This window comes from Streptomyces polyasparticus (assembly GCF_014493765.1).
Classification (GTDB): Bacteria; Actinomycetota; Actinomycetes; order Streptomycetales; family Streptomycetaceae; genus Streptomyces; species Streptomyces polyasparticus.
Genome location: NZ_JACTVJ010000007.1, coordinates 554,108 through 570,698 on the forward strand (window position 1 = coordinate 554,108; position 16,591 = coordinate 570,698).

Sequence of the window (16,591 nt, forward strand, 5' to 3'; positions counted from 1 at the left end):
CTCGACTCTTTTCAGTGGGTGAGGGTCGGGTCGATGCCTGCGTAGGAGAGGAAGGCGTTGAGGGCCTCCCCGTACAGGTCGTTCATCTGCCGCTTCACTGCCGGCGGCCACTGCTCGTGGATACGACGCAGGACCGTTTCCAGGTCGGAGCTCCATGTGTCCTCGTGGAAGGCGTAATCGACCAGGTGCAGGACGGCCTCGGTGCCGCCCCGGCGGGCGCGTCCGGCCAGTTGGATCAGATCGACGACGACACCCGCGACGACCTCCTCCTGGAGCGACTTGGGCATGGAGGTGAACTGAGGTGTCGCGCGCAGGATCAGTTCGAGTCGCTGCCACGCGGCGGTGCGCGCGTTTGCCAATACGTCGTCGGGGTTGGCGGCGCCGCCCTCGGGGAGTGCGTGTAGCCCGGCGGCGTTGACGCTGGCGTACATCTCCGAGGGTTCGGCGAGCAGCGCCAGAGGTCGGACGCAAAGGTAGACCGAGCGCACGGCGGAACGGATACCGACGACGATGTTCAGACCGCGGGCGATCAGAGACAGGGGGACGACCAGGACGTTGCCGTACTGGGGGAAGTCCTCGAACTGCTCGGCCGTGAGGCGAGTGGCGATGTTCTCCCGAGGCAGGTCGGAGTCGGGGCTGTGCCGGTCGCCGTCACGGACGGCCACGCAGAGCCCTTTGCGGTAGGTGCCGGCCTGAGCGATGCCTCGGGCCAGCCAGGCACACTGCTGGTAGGAGTTGGCCACGACCAGGACGTGTGCACGGTCCTTGTCCTTGGCCCGCTGCCGCTCCAGCTCCTGATGGATGTACTGGTCGTACAGCTCTGTGCCGAGCTCGATCAAGGCACCCTTCTTGCGGCTGGGGTGCTGACCCGAAATCTTGATCGGCTCGCCGTACATGGGGTGTCCCTCGCCGTACTCGATCCGGTGGCGACGAGCGCGGATCGAACGGGCCTGGGCATCGGTCATCCACCAGCGGACAGGCGCGTGGACGTGCTCGCGTACGGCCTGGGGAAAGTACGCCGTGGCGGACAGCCCCATGACGGGACGCTCAACCCCAGCCAGGGACAGTGAGACCAAACCGCCCAGTTCTGCGGTGAAGGTGTGCGGATCGCCCGCGATGCTCTGTGCGACAAGTTGGGCATCGCTCTCCGGCTTATCCAGGCCGGTTACTCGGTATCCCGTAATGGCGCGCCCTAGCAGGCCAAGCGGGAGGACGGCCGAGACGGCGCTTGGGCTGAGAGTCTCCGCGATCCGCTGCGCCGAGCGAAGCCCCGAGGGGCGGTAGTGCTGCACGGAGGTGCGTAGTTCGGAGAGTGCTTCGTCCAGCTCGCTCATGGTCGCCCGAGTGACGAGCAAGTTGACTGCCTGGGCGCGCTGGTGCGGGTCCTTCACCCGCGACTCCAGCAGCTGGTGCAGGTCGAGCTTCACGGCGGCGAGCAGTTGCTGGCCGCGTGGGGCCACCAGCGCCTCCAGAGCGCGGCGCACCTCGTCCCACCCCACCTCCGTCGGATCGGTCTCCGTGACACGCGGCTGCAGGTAGCGGGCGGGCATGAGGTCCTGGAGGCGTCGAGCAAGGTCGGCTGGAAGATTCAAGTCCCCGGAGGCGGCCAGATCCGGCCAGAGCAGACCGATCAACTGCCGGTCGCGCCCGCGGGCCAGATGCCAACGCAGCCCGGTGCGGCCCGGCATTCGGTTCCCCGCAAGCTCGTCGTCCCTGACGTCCAGGCGCAGAGCATTGCTACACACAGCGAGCAGCAGGAACTCCGCCATCAGCCGCACGTGACCGATCGGCAACTGCAGGTTGGCCTCCGCCGAAATGGGCAGCCGCTTCGCGTCCGTGTCCATCTCCTGCGGGGCCGCGGTCCAGTGCCTTCTGGAGTGCAGCACGACCTCACCGGCACATCGATCCACCGCCCTCGACTGGAACTGGTCGACCTCGTCGACCAGAACGGCGTGGCAGGTGCGCAACGCGAACTCGGCAACGCTGACTCCCTGGACGGGGCGCCCGTCGAGGTTCACGCCGATGCGTAGATTGCCCTGTAGGAAGGCGAAGTGATTCGTCACGACCACGTGCGCTGAGCAGGCTTCGTAGACGGGGGCGAACTTGCCGCAGGTGGGAATCCATGGACAGGCGGACGCGCCCAGGCCCTGTCGGTACAGGGAAAGGCAGGGCTCGCGGCCGGGCGGATAGTCGGCGTTGGACTCCAACAGCGGTCGCTGAGCGCAGCCGTAGGAGAGCGGGTCCACGTCCCGCTCGCCGCTCTCGCCCCACTCTCCGGGCGCCTGCGGGTCCTCGTCGATGAGCCGGGCTAGTTTGTGCGCACGGTCGTGCATGCCTGCAGACGACATCAGGTGCGCACAGCTGGTCTCGTGCTTGATGACACCGAGCCCCTGGAGGGCGCGCAGGTCAGACCGGATCTTGCGGGTGATGGCCAGGCACGCCTTGATGTCGGGCAGCACGATGGCCACCCTGTGGCCCTGCTGAGCGAACCACGCGGCCAGGACACGTACCAAGACGCTCTTGCCCGTTCCGGTCGGCGCGTGAAAGATCTCCAGCCCGCCGGCCGCCATCCGTAGCGCTTCCTGCGGGCTGATGGAGTCGGACGTCTGCAGGACGGCAAACAGACCCTTGAGGACGGCGTGGAGGTAGCGCTTCTCCTCCGGCTCACCACTCTCGATCTGCGCGGCCAGATCGAGCAGATCTTCCGTGGGGATACGGAGGTTGTCCAGCGGGGGCGCGGTGACGGTATGAGGCAGGCGGTCGTGGCCGAACGCCTCGGTGAAGTCGGGATAGGTGGGGATCGTCAGTTGGCCGTGCACCTGGCCGACGCCCTGCACGCTGATCTCCCCTGTCTTCCAGAGTCCAGGGCCGGCGAACTCAGGAGGCGTCGGCCGCGAACTGGGTCGCCGATAGCGGGCGATCTGCCGGTCGACGTACGCCAGCAGGTCACCGCCGACCCGGGGGATAGCCGCTTCGGCGTCGAGCGGGTTTCCACCTGCAGGTTCGAAGGTGAGCAGTTTCTGGGGCTCGCCAGGGTCCTCGTCGGCAAGAGATGCGAGCAGTGCGCGGGCGGCAGGAGTGAAGTTCCGTACGTCACCAAACCTGCCCGGAGCGTTGCGGTATACGTCGACGATGCGCCGACGCTCTTCGCTCGTCAGCTCCGACCACCGATCCCACGCCCGGAATTGCCCAGACAACAGGAAGGCTGCCTTCCGGAAGGGGCCCGCGGGTGCTTCATCCTCGGACGTGTCAGGGAAGTAGTGGGCAGCCAGTGCAAGGGAGGCGCACAGGGCTGTGTGTTCCGCAGAAGGCTCGCTCACGACCAGGTCACCCCCGAGCGCTCACAGACCATCTCGCCAAACGCGGACGCCGCAGCTACCTTCAGCCCGTATCTCGCCCCTACCCCAGACAGCAGGTGCACCTGGCTGGCGCGGTGGTCTGGAACCACCAGCCACTCTGCTCCCCCGCTGTCGCCTTCCTGCGCGTGGATCAGCTGCGCAAGCGCCGTGCCGGAGGTGTAGTCCTTCACGTCGACGCGCAGTTGCTCTTTCTTTCGGGCTCGCTTACGCCCGACGTGCACACAAAGGTCGTAGGCATCCAGAGCGGGCCACAGTTCCACCTTGAGGCCGAGTTCGACCAGCCGGTCCCGCAGCGCCAACTCGGCCAGCCCGGGCACGCAGGTGTAGCGCCACACGCCCCGTACCAGGGCCTTGTGCCCTTCAACGGGTTTCGCCTCCGGTACGTACTCCAGGTCGGGCCAGAGGACAGCTTCCCGCTTGTCCGGAGGTGGTGGGGGCGGTTCTGGCACTAGTTCGGGCGGCACGATCCCGTCGACCGGGCGGAAGCGGTATGTGGCGCCCATCTCCTGGTGCGGCGTGTGCCAGCAAGCGACCACACCGACTTGCCGGCCTGCCTCGCGACGCAGGGCGACGCGCATCGGCCACCGGCACACGGGGCACGCGAACCACCAGCCCCGGTACCTCGAGGCGTAGGGAATGTCTTTGTACAGATCCACGACGAGCGGAGGCAGCCTCAACTCACTCAGCTCGCTCGTCGGGCCCGCCGGGTAGCGGATCAGATCGGCACGTCCGCTCTCGTAGACCTGCTGGGTACCCGCCTTGCACAGTTGGGCGAAAGCCGTTTCCTGTGCGACTTCGTCGTCCAAGTCCTGCCCGCTGAGCAGGCCAACCCCTCGGCCGTTCTTCTGCAGGATGCGGAGCACCAGGCGCTGCTCCGAGGCGATGTCGAAGGCGTCCTCCGTGACGTGTCCGTCGGCATCGACCGCGCGCAGTTCATCAACGTCCCACCCCGGGACGCCTTCAGGTAGGAGCCGGGAAGGGGCACCGCGCACCTGGCGCCGGAAGTCTGCAAAAGACAGCTCTTTGCCGGGACCACGCGCCGCTTGCAGCGCGCCGTGACACTCCATCAAGACCCCGAGTCGGGCGGAGGGGGGCACGCCAGGGGCCGTCATCGCGTCGGCTGCACGTAAAATCGAGCGCGCTACCAGGGACTTCACCCAGAGCTCATCGGCCGACCGAACACCACTGTTCGTCGCGTTGTTCATGAGCCCAGAGGGTAAGAGCTGCCACTGACAATCGTCGTGGCCTCGTACGGAACAGGCGGATTAAGGGGGTTCTTCGGCGAGATTCGGGATGCCTGTGGTATCGACTTGTGGATACCGGCGGCGGTACTCGGTCAAATACTCAGCAGCGTGTCGAATACCGATCGGAGTCAATTTCCACCGGTACCCGATGACGTGGCTCCCATCGGCCGCCGGTACCGGCACCTCGTCGATGAATCCCCGGCTCGGCCGCCCCGCGGACCTGTTCTTGTAGCCGACGCCCAGGTAGAACGGAGCTCGGCCAGAAAGTGCGTCCCGCTCCAGCCCGTCCGGTCCTGCTTCGGCCACCCTGGTCATGACTCCCCACAACCACTCGGACAGCAGCGGCATGTCTGGCTGCTGCTCCGTGTGCTCGCCCAACCCGGCACGGGCGACCGCTCGGCCCAACCTCGTCATCTCGACCCGCACCCTGGTCACTTCGCCAGCTTCATGGTGATGCACCACATCGGTGTTCGTCACCAGGAGTCCTCGACGCGCCAAAGCATGGACGGTCGCGCCAGCTCCAGGGTCGTGAACTCCCCTGCGCCGTAGCCGTTCCTGTAGACGCGTATAACCCACGACATGCGCTGGTGCATCAAGGGCGAGGGGGAGCTTCCGCCACTCTGCGGGGTGGGGCACGGGCAGATGATGGGTGCGGCGCATCCACATCTCGGTCTCCGTCATGCGCTCGTCCCGCAGGACCTCACCGAGATAGACCTGTTGCCGTTCGTTCAACGATTGCCAGGCAGCATTCGCCGAGCCGCTCGAATCCCTCTGGGGCCGGTGCCTAGGCCGTACTGGCGCTGATTCGTCAGGGCGTGTACGCATCCAAGCGTCCACGACTATGCGCGCGGGCACACCATAGATCTTGGCCAGAGCGGCAGGGAGGCGTCCCACCGAGTCGCGGTCGCGCCAATTCCGGCCCAACACAGGCCGCCCCTGTTCCAAGGCCGAGAGCCTCGGAGCCGACAGGCCAAGCTCACGGCCGATGGCCGTCCGGCGCAGCAGCTCCACTGCCCGATCGAGCGTTAGGCCGGCCGCGAACCGCAGATCAACGAGCCTCTCCTCCCCGCGGCGGACTCCGGTGAGCTCCTCCACATCGCAGTGCAGCGCCGTCGCCATCTTCTGCAGGCGCTGCGGGGTCGGCGTGTGTCGCCCCTCCTCGTAGAAGAACACCATGCGCGTCGACACCCCGATGCGCCGCGCAAGTTCAGCCTTGGACAGCCCTGCGCGCTCCCGCAGTGCCGCAAGGCGGGCGGGAGTTATCACACGCACTGGCAGTGGCATATCTCCATAGAACTCCAATGAAGACTTCATGACAATGGGCATACCCATACAGGCACCCGAACGTTCGGTATGGAGTGGGTGGTTCCCCTCAGGCGCTGCGGATGAGGAATGTACGGACCAACACCGGTTAGGTCGAAGGCCATTGCGGACGGCTCACTGCACGCGGCCGTGCGAGCAGGGAGACATAGGCGTATGCAGCCGCCTGAGTGGGTGGGGACCGCAGCCATCCTGATGTGCGCGCCCGACTGGGCCCGCGCCTCGTCCTTCCCGGGAAGGTTTACTGGAGGCTGCGACCTCAGACAACTACCTCGAAGTTGAGGAGGAGGCGCTCGACCTGGACGCCGGGCTTAGATAGCGGCAGCGAGCCAAGCCGCCTGGGCGATCCCTACCTCGTCTCGGAAAGCAGACAGGGTCAGTTGGGATGTGCCGTGGAGGCCGAGGCTGACTTCTCGGCATGGAATGAAAGCCGGCCGAGGATCACGTCGCTCGGCCGGCTTGGGTGATCGATGTGGTGGGCTACCTACTACCGATGGTGCCGCGAGCGAAGTTCTCCAGGATGCGGCTACTCGGAACCTCTGAGAGGGAGACGAGGCGATTCGCAAGCGCCACGGGGATCAAGGCGTTGTCGTACATCGAGCAACGGAGTTCCGAGACGACGGACAGCACGTCGGTGAGGTTGATGTAGTCCTCGAACTTCGGATCTGGCTTGTGTCCACCGAGGGTCGGCACGGTCGCCACGTAGGTGCTCCCATCCCTCGCCTTGAAGATCATCTTTCCGCCCCAGTACGTGGTCTGTCCGTACGTGATCGTTCCACCAGGATCGCCCGGCACGACGTACTTGTAGATGTAGTCGTTGGAAAGCGGCAGTACGAGGCCAGTGAAGTCATCTTCGGCCTCGGCTTCTTCAAGCGCCTTGCCGAGGCTCTTCTCGATGTTCACGGCGTGCTCCACGAAGGAGCCGCTCTTCTCGAGCCCCACAACGTTGAGAAGCGGTAGAACCCTGCTCTGGTCCGATGGATCCCGGTAAGAAGCAAGGAAGTCCGCCAGGTCGCGCAGCGCTTCGGAGAGCGTGAAGACCTGTCCGAAGAGCGCGAGAGGGCCGTCCTTAATGAACAAGAACTCCCGCAACAGGACCGGCTTCATCTCCCACAGTGCATGGATCACATGGACCAAGGCAAGAGTCTCGAGTGCCGAGAGCAGGTAGGAGGTGACCCTGCTGGCGCCCTGCTCGTCGTCCACGAGCTCGTGCATGCGGAGGACGTCGGCAAGGTAGATGGGGCCGCCGCAGTCGGTGCACTCGAAATGAGGTGGCGAGTCTGGGGTGAGCAAGATTTCTTCCCGCTTGCACCCGTTGACGCTCTGGTTGGGGCAGTGGCGGAGTGTACGCCGTGCATCCGCGGAGGTTGTCCAGCGACGGAAAAGCAGCCAGCGCAAGGTGTCATTAAGCGACTTGTCGCCATCGACCGGACGGGCGAGGAACTCGTGGAGCGTCAGGCGAATTGAGTCCTGGAGCCCGAGACCGTTTCGGGAGATGTTCCGCGTTGGAAGGGCAAGCTGGAAGCGCTGGATCTTCTTGAGCTTGGCAAGGTCCTCGGGCGCGATGAAGGTCTCATCGTCGAGCTGCCGTAGGTCGTCCAGTTTGAAGATGAGCGGGCCGAACGCGAAGAAGGTGACGGTGGCTGAGGGAAACTCGTCGCGTACCAACGCCTCGCGGAAACTGCCGTCCACTGCGATCACGTGCTTGATGGTCTGCCCCGACGGCAGGGGCACCCGAGTGAGTAGATCCTTGATGGTCTCTGTGTCTGCAGGCCGTGGAATGGTGCACTGGGCGAGGAGATTCTTGACCTCCTCGGAAGCAATGATGTTGGTGTGCGAGATCTTGCTGGCACGTTCCATCGGCTTGCGGCCGCGCAAACTGGAGTAGGCCATGATCAGACCCCCGCGACCTTGAACGGGTCGACCTGGATCGGCACGATGAACGTGTTCGAGTCGGTCTTGAGTCGGATGAACCCCTTGTCGGTCGTACGCCGCAAGCTCTCCGTGAAGTCCTCGAAGTCGTAGAACTTGTCCAGCTCGCGTAGTTCATCGCGGTTATTCAGGTGCGAGACAAACCAGTTCTGGGTGTTCTTCAGGATGCTGCCGGAGATCGAGCTGACCTCCTGCGTGGCGTAGCACAAACCGAGCCGGAGCTTCTGGCCCTCCTTGGCGATGCGGTTGTAGATCTGTGTGAGGTCCTTGTCGTCCTTACGTGGGAAGAGGTTGTGGGCTTCCTCAAAGTACATCTGGATGAAGTTCGTCTGTTCGTTCTTGATGAACCGGTCCATCGCCTCGCTGAAGATCTTGCGCGAGACGCGGTCGGAGTAAGTCCGCTGGATGTCGGGGTTGCCCTGGGAGAGGTCCAGGATCACGATCTTGCCAGATCGGAGCAGGTTAACGATTTCGGTGTCGAACGGATTAGATATCGTGTCGGTGTGAAGCATCTTGTGCTTCAGGAGCTTGCGAAAGCCTGCCTCGTTGGCGTTGCCACCGGGTTTGGCCTTGCGAGTCAAGAATCGCATGAGCGTCTGAGTGTCCTCGTCCGCCCAGTCGCGCCCCTTCTTCTGGCGCTTCAACGTCTGGAAGGGGCCTTGGGGCTCGTCGTAGTTCTCCCAGGCGGCCGTGAACCACGCAATGGCGTCGTCGAGGGATATCCCCTTGCTCGGGTCGACTCCGTCGAGCCCAGGGATACCACTATTCATAATCACAGCGTTCGATTGGAACCTGATCTGTGCCCCGCCGTTGCCGTAGTCAGCGGCCTTCAAGCACGCCTGGTAGGCGGCCTTCTTGACGCCGTAGCGCGTGCTGGCGGATCGATCGTCTGGGTCGGGCTCGCTCCAGTCGATTGAGCAGAACGCCCGGGTGTACGTGCTCGTGTCCTCGTCGAGCAGTCCGGCCAGCAACGCGTGGCCTTCCGCGATTGAGCGGTGGAAGTTCAGCTTCATGACCTTGAAGCCAGGCTTCTCGAGGACGCTGTAGCGCGTAACGTCGTTCGGGTACTGCTGGAAGATGGCTGTGCCGTCGTCCTGCTGGTTGGCGTTGGCGTACTCGCCGTTGATGTCGAAGATGATCTGGCCAACGGGAAGGATCTCTTGGTCCTTGATCTTTACGCCTGATCCAGAGATCCCGACGGTGGCCTGGATGATCTTCTTGACGGAGTTGGACTTGCCGGTGCGGGTCATGCCGAATAGGGCGGTTCGCTTGCCGAGGAAGTCCAAAGCGGAGACATAGACCGGGACTTCGTCGCCGGTGTGGTGGCGCAGGCTGGAGCTGTAGCGGATCCGACCGATCCGCTCATCCCCCTTGCCGCCAGGTATCCCCTGCTCGCGGAAGTTGACTATGTACTCGAGGACGCTGCCTCGAGGCTTGACGACTCGGTAGTTGTGAGGGGCGTAGAAGTTGTCCAGGTCGCCCGCGAAGCGAGTAGTGCGCGTCTCGTCCCGATAGAAGGTGCCGATTACTCGGCACTCGAGACCCGAAAACTGGAACTCGGAACGGGTGTAGGAGTCGAGCGGAGTGCCGCTGTTGACCCGAGGGGCCTCTTTGTAGTGGTCGACCATAGCCATGACCATGTCATCGTCGGTGGGCAGCTTGGTGGGGCGCAGAACCCGCAGGAGGATGGCCTCGTCGATGCCAGCTTCGCCGGTGTAGAGCGCGAGAAGGAAAGCCCCGGCCGGGACGCCACCGACGCTTTGCTTCCACTTGTCATTGCTCATCAGGCGTAGGCGATCGAAGTCGAGGTAGAAAGGCCGGCCGACGAAGGCATCTTCCTTGCGGCTCTCCGCGAAAAGATCGACGCTGGCGAGCTGCTTGAGCTCCTCGAGCATGGTCATGGTGCGGTTCCCCCTCTTGTGAGGTCCTAGCTGTGCGCTTTCGCGAATGACAGCTTCTGCGTCCAGGACGGCGGGACGACGTCCGGGAGTTTCTGGGGTGTGGGGCTGAGCAGCAGCAACCGGTCGACCTTGGTGGCACGGCCGCTGTTGTTTTTCCAAATACGGCTCACCTTGCGGTCCTGGGGGATCTCGTCGGCGATGATCCCGTGCAGATGCCAGCCCTGGCCTTGTAGCACTTCGTCCCAGACTGCTTGGGCGAGATTGAGATCGTCGTCGCCGCGGCGGACATCCCCGATCACGAAGCACACGTAGCCGTCTTCGGCGACGACCTGCTTGAGGTTCGCCGAGACCGACTCCATGAACTCCAGATATCGGGTGAGCGAGGCCGAGGCCATGAGCCGCTTGTCGACATCGGAGGAGGTCTCGCCCAGGAACCAGAGCCGAACCCAGTTGTACTTGCCGTACTTGATCACCTGTAGGTAGGGCGGGGATGTCACGATCAGCTTTGGGCGTCGCTGGACGAGCCATGGCGGTGCGGTGGTCGTGGCATCGTGCACCCAGCTTCTGCCACCCTCGCGCTTTGCGGTCGGCAGCTCCAGGCGGTCCAGCCGAGTCCTCAACATGGCAAACACATCGACCTCAGGCCGCACGAGCCCGTGCTCCGCGATGTACTTCGCCACGTAACCCGGGGCCATCGCGAACGTGTTAGGCATGCTGATCGAAAAGCCCCGTGGTCCGGACTTGTTGTGGTTGGCGTGGAGCATCCCCAGGATCGTGGCGATCCAGAAGCAGTCGGTGTCGTTCGTCCGGTCCAGCTGTTCCTTGAGCCAAACAAGCTGTCGCAGCGTCTTGTTGCTGTACAGCATGGAGATGTTGGCGGGTTCGTTGGCGATCGACACGGCACGGGGCGAGTACCCGGTCTCGAGATCAGCGAGGCGCTTGAGCAGGGTGCGCTTGCTCGGCACCCGCGTCTTGGCCTGTGAAAGAACCACTGCCAGAGGGTTCGCGTCGCTGCCGTACCCGCGACGGCCCTGAAGAACCGCCTCGAGTGGCACAGTTCCACGGCCGGAGAACGGGTCATAGACGGACTCGCCTGGTTCGGTGAGCCAGTCGATGAAAAAGTGTGCCAACTGAGGCGGGAACATGGCGAAATAACTGCACAGGCTGTGCAGCGGATGGCCCCACCGGCGAGGAGCGGAGCGCCACTGCAGCGGAAGGTCTTGGATTGGGTAGCTCGTGGAAACGCCCATGTCTCTGATCATCTAGTACTGGCGCACCCGCGGGCCAGTACGGCGCCGGGCCTGAGCGAACTTGATGCTAGCTTCCGGGCTCCGTTAGCGCAGAGAGATCGCAAAACCACTCGGCGTTGTCAGCACAGATGTAGGCGAGCCGCAGCTTCCTTCAACACGTCGTCCCGCTTGCAGAGTGCGAAGGCATAAGCACATCTGGCAACGCACTCCCCAGACCCCCGCTGAGGGGGCTGAGGAGCCCCCCAGGCGGACCGGGGGAGGCTGGACATGCTTACGGCGGTATCAGAGACGTTCACGGGCTCAGAGGCCCGCATGGGCCGCGTGGCCGTGCCGTACAAGATCATTGACTTGGACGGGGATCTTGACATCTACGCTCGGAAGAGCGTGTCACGCAAGAGCCGGGAAGATCGTGAACTGAGCGTCAATCAGCAGATCAACGACGGCATCCGTTGGGCCAAACAGAACGGCTACAAGCCCCGGTTCGTCTGGGTGGACAACGGGATCAGCGGCAGCAAGGACGTTCAGCGTCCCGGGTATGACGCCGGAATCCGTGCGCTGGATCTTGGGGAAATCACCTGTCTGTGGTGCTACAAACTCGACAGGTTCAGCCGCAAGGGTGCGCTTGCGGTGCTCACGATCATGGACGCGCTTGAAGGGAAGCGAATCTTCTTCGGCGCGGACAACCTTGACACCAGTAACCGAAATGACCGCCGCATGATCATGTGGCGAGCGGAGGACGCTAAGGAGTTCTCCGATCAACTCTCGGGGCGCATATCCGACGCGTGGCGCCATTCGAAAGAAGAGGGGATCTGGCTTGCGAAGAAGGTTCCCTATGGGCTGAAGAAGACCAAGAAGCGCAGGCTGAAGGGTGATGACGCTCCGGCAATTCCTGGCAAGCTTGACGGGCCGACGAAGGGGGAAGTCGTTCAGCGCGTTTATCAGGAAGCTGACGATGGGGCGACAGGTCCCACCATCTCCAACCGGCTGAACGAGGAAGGTATTACGGCCCCGGGTACCGCCGTTCGTTGGACTCCGATCCATGTGTATCGGATTCTTCAGAATCCTTCGTACATCGGCTATCAGCCCGCATCGAAGTGGCAGGAGCGTAAGGACCCGTGCTACCGAAACGACGAAGGGCGCCGTGTTCGCATCGGAAAGCCGCTGGTCAGCGAGGCTCAGCAAATGAGGGCCCGTGAGAAGCGAATGGTGCGCGCCAAGGTTTTTGGCCCGAACAACTTGACCCGAGGGGATCGTTCAACGCCAAAGCATCTCCTCAGCGGTCTCGCGTTCTGTGCCGGGTGTGGAAGGACGATGACGAAGTCTGGCCGCTCGTATCAGTGCTCGCACAAAATCAGGGGTGGAGAACCGTGCCCGGCGCCGGCTTCGATGATGGCAACGCATGCGGAGGGCTTTGCATTTCAAGCCTTCCGGAATCGCCTGTCAGCGTGCGACCCGGGAGACCCGCTCATTCAGGAAGTCGCTTCCCGGTGGTTGTCGAGTGAGCGGCCCGACAAGATCTCTGCCAAGAAGGAAGCGGAGACGCGGCTTGTCAATGCTAAGGCGGAGCTTCAGGATCTCTTGGACGCAAAGTACAAGCGCAAGGAGTTTGAGGGTCCTTCGGCGGAGTTCTTCCCGAAGCTGAAGCGTGAGGCAGAGAAGATGGTCAGGGCGGCACAGAAGGCGTACGACGAAATTCCGGAGGGGAACGCGGATATCGGCTTCCTGTTGGACGCGGAGCTAATCCGCGAAGCCTGGGAGGAAGCGACATTGGAGAAGCGCCGCATGCTCCTGCGTCTGGCGCTGGACGGGGTGTGCATCCGGAAGACGCACCTTGCCGGGCGGCACACGGTCACCCCGGACCGCCTCCACTACGCGTGGACCGGCGTGCCGCGCGAGATCAACGCGAAGGGTATGAGCTTGGCTGCCTGATCGTTACGAGCCCCGTCCCTGGGAAGCCGGGGCGGGGCTTGTTCCCATGAGGACATTGCCAGGCGCCCATTGAGGGTCAACGGGTAGACTGCCGGCGGCAGTTCAACCGCTGAGAGGGGGTGTCGTGACAGAGGACGAGCCGGACCGTGCCGAAGAGCCGATGTGGCTCCCGTTGAATCTCGAAGCTGCCGCTCCGGGTGAGTGCGCGGGGCAACTGCCCGGTTTGGGGTCGGAAGAACCCCTTTTGGGGCCTTGCGACCTGAACGAGAGCCAAAGGGCCGTATTGCGTGAGTGGGCTACCAGCCATGAGGTGTCGCCTGATCGCCGTCTTGTGATTTCAGGAACGCCGGGTTCCGGTAAGAGCGCCATCCTTTCAACGGTCATTCAGATGGTCGGGCGGGGTGTCCGTCGCGGAGTCCCTCCTGAGAATCTGATCATCCTTGACGGGTGCTATGTCGGACGTGCGTTCGAGGGCGAAAATGCTCACGCTCGCGTCAAGAAGGCCGCGGAAGGTCTCCGTGCAGCGTCCACGGCCGTACAGCGAAGGGCAGCAGTGAAGGAATATCTCTGCGCTCTGGCCGAGCTGATCGTTTGCCTTCTGCGGTTCCTGCTGGATGTGCTCATCGCGATCCTGTCCGCGATTCTTGGACGCGAAGCGACGGACGACGTACCTGTTTGGAAGCCCGACCCGATCGAAACAACACCGCAGATCACCCCCCGTGGGCCCAATGCCGCCTTCCCTGTGAACACTTACCGGGGCGGGCACTCGCGTAGCGCGCTGGGGAGCGTTGTACTAGCTGCCTGAGTGGCCCGCCGACCCTGCAAGGTCGGAAGGTCAAAGCAGTGAACTGGGTCGGCAACCTGATGCCTGTTGATGCGCCGTGGCAGGCCGTGATCATTCTTCTTGTTCTCGTTCTGCTCGTCTTCGGTGCGTGCAAGATCGCTGGGGCTGTCTGGCCCCAAGAATCAGCGGACCGTGCGGCACTTTTGAAGGATCGTCAGCGGCGGCGTGATGAGCGGCGCCGTGCGCGCGTCCAGGAACGTATCCGCCGGCGAATGTTGGCGGAGGAGCGTAAGCGGGAAAGGGCGATTGAGCCTCCCCGGTGACTGACCGGAGCAGCGCGGAGGGCGGGGCGCAGATTGCCCCCCTTTGCGCACTTACACAGAGTCAGGCAATTGGGCACCCGGTAGTTGCCAGTGACGAAGTGACGGAATGACGATTAGGTCCAATCCACTCTTCAGAGATCCAAATAACGAACCTGTAGAGGCAACCCGGACCGGCACGCCACTTCGTCACTTCGTCACCGGAGCCTGCCACGAGCCCGCCACCGGGCCAACTCCGGCCCGTCCATGGGCAATCCACGCACCAGATACAGGGTGAGGGCAGGGGATACCGCGCACCCTTCCGGCTTCGCGCCACATGGCGGACTGAGTACCCGCCCTCAACTGCCCGCGTGGCTCCCCGGTGTGGCTCTCCTCCCGGGTTCAGAGCCCCGGGCCTTATGGGTGTAGCTCAGTGGAAGAGCGGCGGTCTCCAACACCGTTGACGGGGGTTCGATTCCTCCCGCCTGTGCGAGCGCGTGAAAGCGAACCTTGCGGTGAGCGGCAGCGCGTCAACAGGGCTCGTACTGCGATCCCTTGGCATGGTGGGTAGCTCCCGCGGAATCGCCTAAAGGTCTGGTAGTTCAGCGGCCCAGAACCCCACCGGTCAGGTGGTGACGCCGGTTCGAATCCGGCCCGGACCAACGTAAGACGACAACGGGGGTGAACGTGAGCGGCTACACGGTGGGTTGGCTCGTCTGGCTTGCGGCGCTCGTGGCCCTTGAGGGCAGTGCGCTCGTGAACAAGAAGCCGGGCGACACCCTGAGCGAGCACGTGTGGAAGTGGTTTGCGGTCAAGAGCCGGGGCCGGTTCGCCGGCTTCCGAAGGGCCGTGCTCCTCATGGGGCTTGCCTGGCTCGCCGGGCACTTCCTGTTCCCGGATCGTTTCTGATTAGCCCGCCTGACCCAATCGGTAGAGGTGCGCGGTACCGGCCCCTTCGGGGAGATCCGGCAGTAATCCGCAGAGTTCCCGGTTCGAGTCCGGGGGCGGGCACTGGCCCATGCCGTTCGTGGGGGCACCTGAGCCGCCCATTAGTAACCCGCCCTTGAGGGGTGAGACGAACGGGGTAGCAAGCACGCTCAGGTGGAGCGGCATGGGCCTTAACTCGAAGCTGCGCCCCGGCACGGGCGTTGATCGGCTTGTGCCGGGGCGGGTGAACCTTGCTAGCGCGCCTCCGCCCACAGTGTGAAAGCTTCTGCTGGAGCCCATCCATGGTTGGACGTGTGACTTTGGAGGCAGGTGTATTGCTTGCCCCGGTAGGTAACTCTGTCGCCCGTTTCGTACGGCCGGCTGTTGGGAGTCCATTCCGGGTACGTCGGCGCAGATTCGCTTTCCTCAGACATGTCAGCGTTCCTCCCTGGTCGGCACGCTGCCGACCTGGTCAGAGCGTTACAGGGTGCAGGGTTATGGGGCAGCAACTTTGAATCCATCGGCTGGGAATCGACAGAGTGGCGCAAAGGCGCTGTAGGAGTGCCCCGGTAGGGGGTCATGCGCGTACAAGGGGGTGGCCATGCGGACTCGTTGTCTCGACTGCCGTGCGTTCGCCACCCATGCGGGGCGTTGCGCTGAGCACCACCGGGCCTATGAGTCCGGGCGGTCAGTGCAGTCTCACCGCAAGCGCCGTGCCGCTATCGCCCGGGGCAACAATGCTGCCGTTCGTCTTCGACGTGCTCTGAAGCGTGTGGGCCATGGCCAGTGCGCGCACTGTGGTCTGTCCTTCCTGGCTTCGGCCATCGACGTGGACCACATCGTTGCCCTGTCGTGTGGCGGTGAGGACGTGGACGGAAACGTTCAACTCCTTTGCCATCCATGCCACAGGGCGAAGACCCGCGTGGACATGGGGCACACGTCTCCGCCCTTCTGAGGGAGGGGGAGAGCGGCCCGGAAGTTCCCGACCGTGCCCGCCGGCGATCCCGGCCCCAGCTCGCCTTTCGCGCCCTAGGTGCGGCTCCGCTTTTGGGGCCCCGGGCGCTGTCTGACCTGGGCAAAGCCCGTTACGTACCCCTGAGAAAGGCACTCCTGAAGGGGTCTTAACCCCGGTTAGGAGGGTGTCAGGTGTCGCGAGCGAAGAGCCCGGCCCAGCGAACGGGCAACCCCAATGGAGCCGCTTCTCCGGATGCTGCTCCGGTGGTCTACGAGGGACGCGCCCCGCGGGTGCCTGCCCACCTGAAGGCTTCGGGCCGGGAGGTGTGGCGGGCCGTGTGGCAGGCGGGAGCCGGGGCGTACAGCCCGGAGACGGACCGCAACGTCATTCTCCGATACGCGGAACTCCACGACCGGCGCGCGGACTTGCTGGACCTGATCCACGCCGAAGGGCTCTCTGTCGTGGGCTCCACCGGGCAGCCCGCCATTCACCCGGCCATGCGGTTCGTGGAGTCAACGGAGCGCGAACTCCGCGCCATTGAGAACGCCATTGGATTCACGCCTGAAGCCCGCATGCGGCTGGGCATTGTTGCGGCGGAAGCCCGCCGGGTGGCGGCAAGCCCCGCCGATTTCTGACCGGGGGTGCCGCATGTGGGACGGGCTTGATCCTGTCATCGCACGGCACATCCCGG

14 protein-coding genes and 3 tRNA genes are annotated in these 16,591 nt (G+C 64.0%); 9 read left to right on the forward strand and 8 right to left on the reverse strand.

The window, feature by feature from the left end; translation table 11 throughout:
- Nucleotides 1–11 precede the first annotated feature (11 nt).
- The 6 genes from H9Y04_RS18135 to H9Y04_RS18160 form a co-directional block, all read right to left on the reverse strand.
- Nucleotides 12–3,197, reverse strand: a complete 3,186-nt coding sequence (locus H9Y04_RS18135; RefSeq protein WP_236070956.1) for a hypothetical protein — start codon at nucleotides 3,195–3,197, stop codon at nucleotides 12–14.
- Nucleotides 3,198–3,316: 119 nt separating this feature from the next.
- On the reverse strand, nucleotides 3,317–4,564 hold the full coding sequence (locus H9Y04_RS18140; protein ID WP_187814908.1) for a restriction endonuclease-related protein: 1,248 nt from the start codon (nucleotides 4,562–4,564) through the stop codon (nucleotides 3,317–3,319).
- Between the two features lie 60 nt (nucleotides 4,565–4,624).
- On the reverse strand, nucleotides 4,625–5,917 hold the full coding sequence (locus H9Y04_RS18145) for a helix-turn-helix domain-containing protein (RefSeq protein WP_187814909.1): 1,293 nt from the start codon (nucleotides 5,915–5,917) through the stop codon (nucleotides 4,625–4,627).
- A gap of 486 nt (nucleotides 5,918–6,403) precedes the next feature.
- On the reverse strand, nucleotides 6,404–7,816 hold the full coding sequence (locus tag H9Y04_RS18150) for a DNA double-strand break repair nuclease NurA (protein ID WP_187814910.1): 1,413 nt from the start codon (nucleotides 7,814–7,816) through the stop codon (nucleotides 6,404–6,406).
- A 2-nt stretch (nucleotides 7,817–7,818) separates the two neighbouring features.
- On the reverse strand, nucleotides 7,819–9,756 hold the full coding sequence (locus H9Y04_RS18155) for an ATP-binding protein (RefSeq protein WP_214661304.1): 1,938 nt from the start codon (nucleotides 9,754–9,756) through the stop codon (nucleotides 7,819–7,821).
- Nucleotides 9,757–9,782: 26 nt separating this feature from the next.
- Entirely contained in the window at nucleotides 9,783–11,006 is a 1,224-nt protein-coding gene (locus H9Y04_RS18160) for a DNA methyltransferase (protein ID WP_187814911.1), read from the reverse strand.
- A gap of 267 nt (nucleotides 11,007–11,273) precedes the next feature.
- Here H9Y04_RS18160 and H9Y04_RS18165 point away from each other — a divergent pair, with 267 nt between their 5' ends.
- From H9Y04_RS18165 to H9Y04_RS18195, 7 genes are all read left to right on the forward strand, one after another.
- Complete coding sequence (locus tag H9Y04_RS18165) at nucleotides 11,274–12,935, forward strand: recombinase family protein (RefSeq protein WP_187814912.1); 1,662 nt, start codon at nucleotides 11,274–11,276, stop codon at nucleotides 12,933–12,935.
- 124 nt (nucleotides 12,936–13,059) lie between these two features.
- Nucleotides 13,060–13,740, forward strand: a complete 681-nt coding sequence (locus H9Y04_RS18170; protein ID WP_187814913.1) for a hypothetical protein — start codon at nucleotides 13,060–13,062, stop codon at nucleotides 13,738–13,740.
- A gap of 38 nt (nucleotides 13,741–13,778) precedes the next feature.
- Nucleotides 13,779–14,042: a hypothetical protein gene (locus H9Y04_RS18175; protein ID WP_187814914.1), complete on the forward strand. Its 264-nt coding sequence runs from the start codon at nucleotides 13,779–13,781 to the stop codon at nucleotides 14,040–14,042.
- Between the two features lie 395 nt (nucleotides 14,043–14,437).
- Nucleotides 14,438–14,508 (forward strand) — tRNA-Trp (locus tag H9Y04_RS18180).
- Nucleotides 14,509–14,609: 101 nt separating this feature from the next.
- Nucleotides 14,610–14,680 (forward strand) — tRNA-Asp (locus H9Y04_RS18185).
- A gap of 25 nt (nucleotides 14,681–14,705) precedes the next feature.
- Nucleotides 14,706–14,927 carry a hypothetical protein gene (locus H9Y04_RS18190; protein ID WP_187814915.1) on the forward strand — a complete coding sequence of 74 codons (222 nt, stop codon included), beginning with the start codon at nucleotides 14,706–14,708 and terminating at the stop codon, nucleotides 14,925–14,927.
- 3 nt (nucleotides 14,928–14,930) lie between these two features.
- Nucleotides 14,931–15,029, forward strand: a tRNA-OTHER gene (locus H9Y04_RS18195).
- A gap of 170 nt (nucleotides 15,030–15,199) precedes the next feature.
- Here H9Y04_RS18195 and H9Y04_RS48460 read toward each other — a convergent pair.
- Entirely contained in the window at nucleotides 15,200–15,526 is a 327-nt protein-coding gene (locus H9Y04_RS48460; RefSeq protein WP_368858433.1) for a carbohydrate-binding protein, read from the reverse strand.
- Between the two features lie 107 nt (nucleotides 15,527–15,633).
- Nucleotides 15,634–15,831 (reverse strand): hypothetical protein, encoded by a 198-nt coding sequence (locus tag H9Y04_RS46775; RefSeq protein ID WP_236071083.1) that lies wholly within the window; start codon nucleotides 15,829–15,831, stop codon nucleotides 15,634–15,636.
- Between H9Y04_RS46775 and H9Y04_RS46780 the strand changes: the two genes are divergently transcribed.
- A complete protein-coding gene (locus tag H9Y04_RS46780) occupies nucleotides 15,775–15,900 on the forward strand; it encodes an HNH endonuclease (protein ID WP_308801026.1) in 126 nt (41 codons plus the stop codon). The two genes, H9Y04_RS46775 and H9Y04_RS46780, sit on opposite strands and share 57 nt — an antisense overlap.
- Nucleotides 15,901–16,163: 263 nt before the next feature.
- Complete coding sequence (locus H9Y04_RS18205; protein ID WP_214661305.1) at nucleotides 16,164–16,535, forward strand: phage terminase small subunit P27 family; 372 nt, start codon at nucleotides 16,164–16,166, stop codon at nucleotides 16,533–16,535.
- Nucleotides 16,536–16,591: the final 56 nt, after the last annotated feature.

What these genes read in the sequence shown, in the direction of transcription:
- H9Y04_RS18140 (WP_187814908.1), bottom strand. Translation starts at nt 4,564, where the DNA reads ATGAACAACGCGACGAACAGTGGTGTTCGGTCGGCCGATGAGCTCTGG.
- H9Y04_RS18145 (WP_187814909.1), bottom strand. Translation starts at nt 5,917, where the DNA reads ATGAAGTCTTCATTGGAGTTCTATGGAGATATGCCACTGCCAGTGCGT.
- H9Y04_RS18150 (WP_187814910.1), bottom strand. Translation starts at nt 7,816, where the DNA reads ATGGCCTACTCCAGTTTGCGCGGCCGCAAGCCGATGGAACGTGCCAGC.
- H9Y04_RS18155 (WP_214661304.1), bottom strand. Translation starts at nt 9,756, where the DNA reads ATGACCATGCTCGAGGAGCTCAAGCAGCTCGCCAGCGTCGATCTTTTC.
- H9Y04_RS18160 (WP_187814911.1), bottom strand. Translation starts at nt 11,006, where the DNA reads ATGGGCGTTTCCACGAGCTACCCAATCCAAGACCTTCCGCTGCAGTGG.
- H9Y04_RS18165 (WP_187814912.1), top strand. Translation starts at nt 11,274, where the DNA reads ATGCTTACGGCGGTATCAGAGACGTTCACGGGCTCAGAGGCCCGCATG.
- H9Y04_RS48460 (WP_368858433.1), bottom strand. Translation starts at nt 15,526, where the DNA reads ATGACCCCCTACCGGGGCACTCCTACAGCGCCTTTGCGCCACTCTGTC.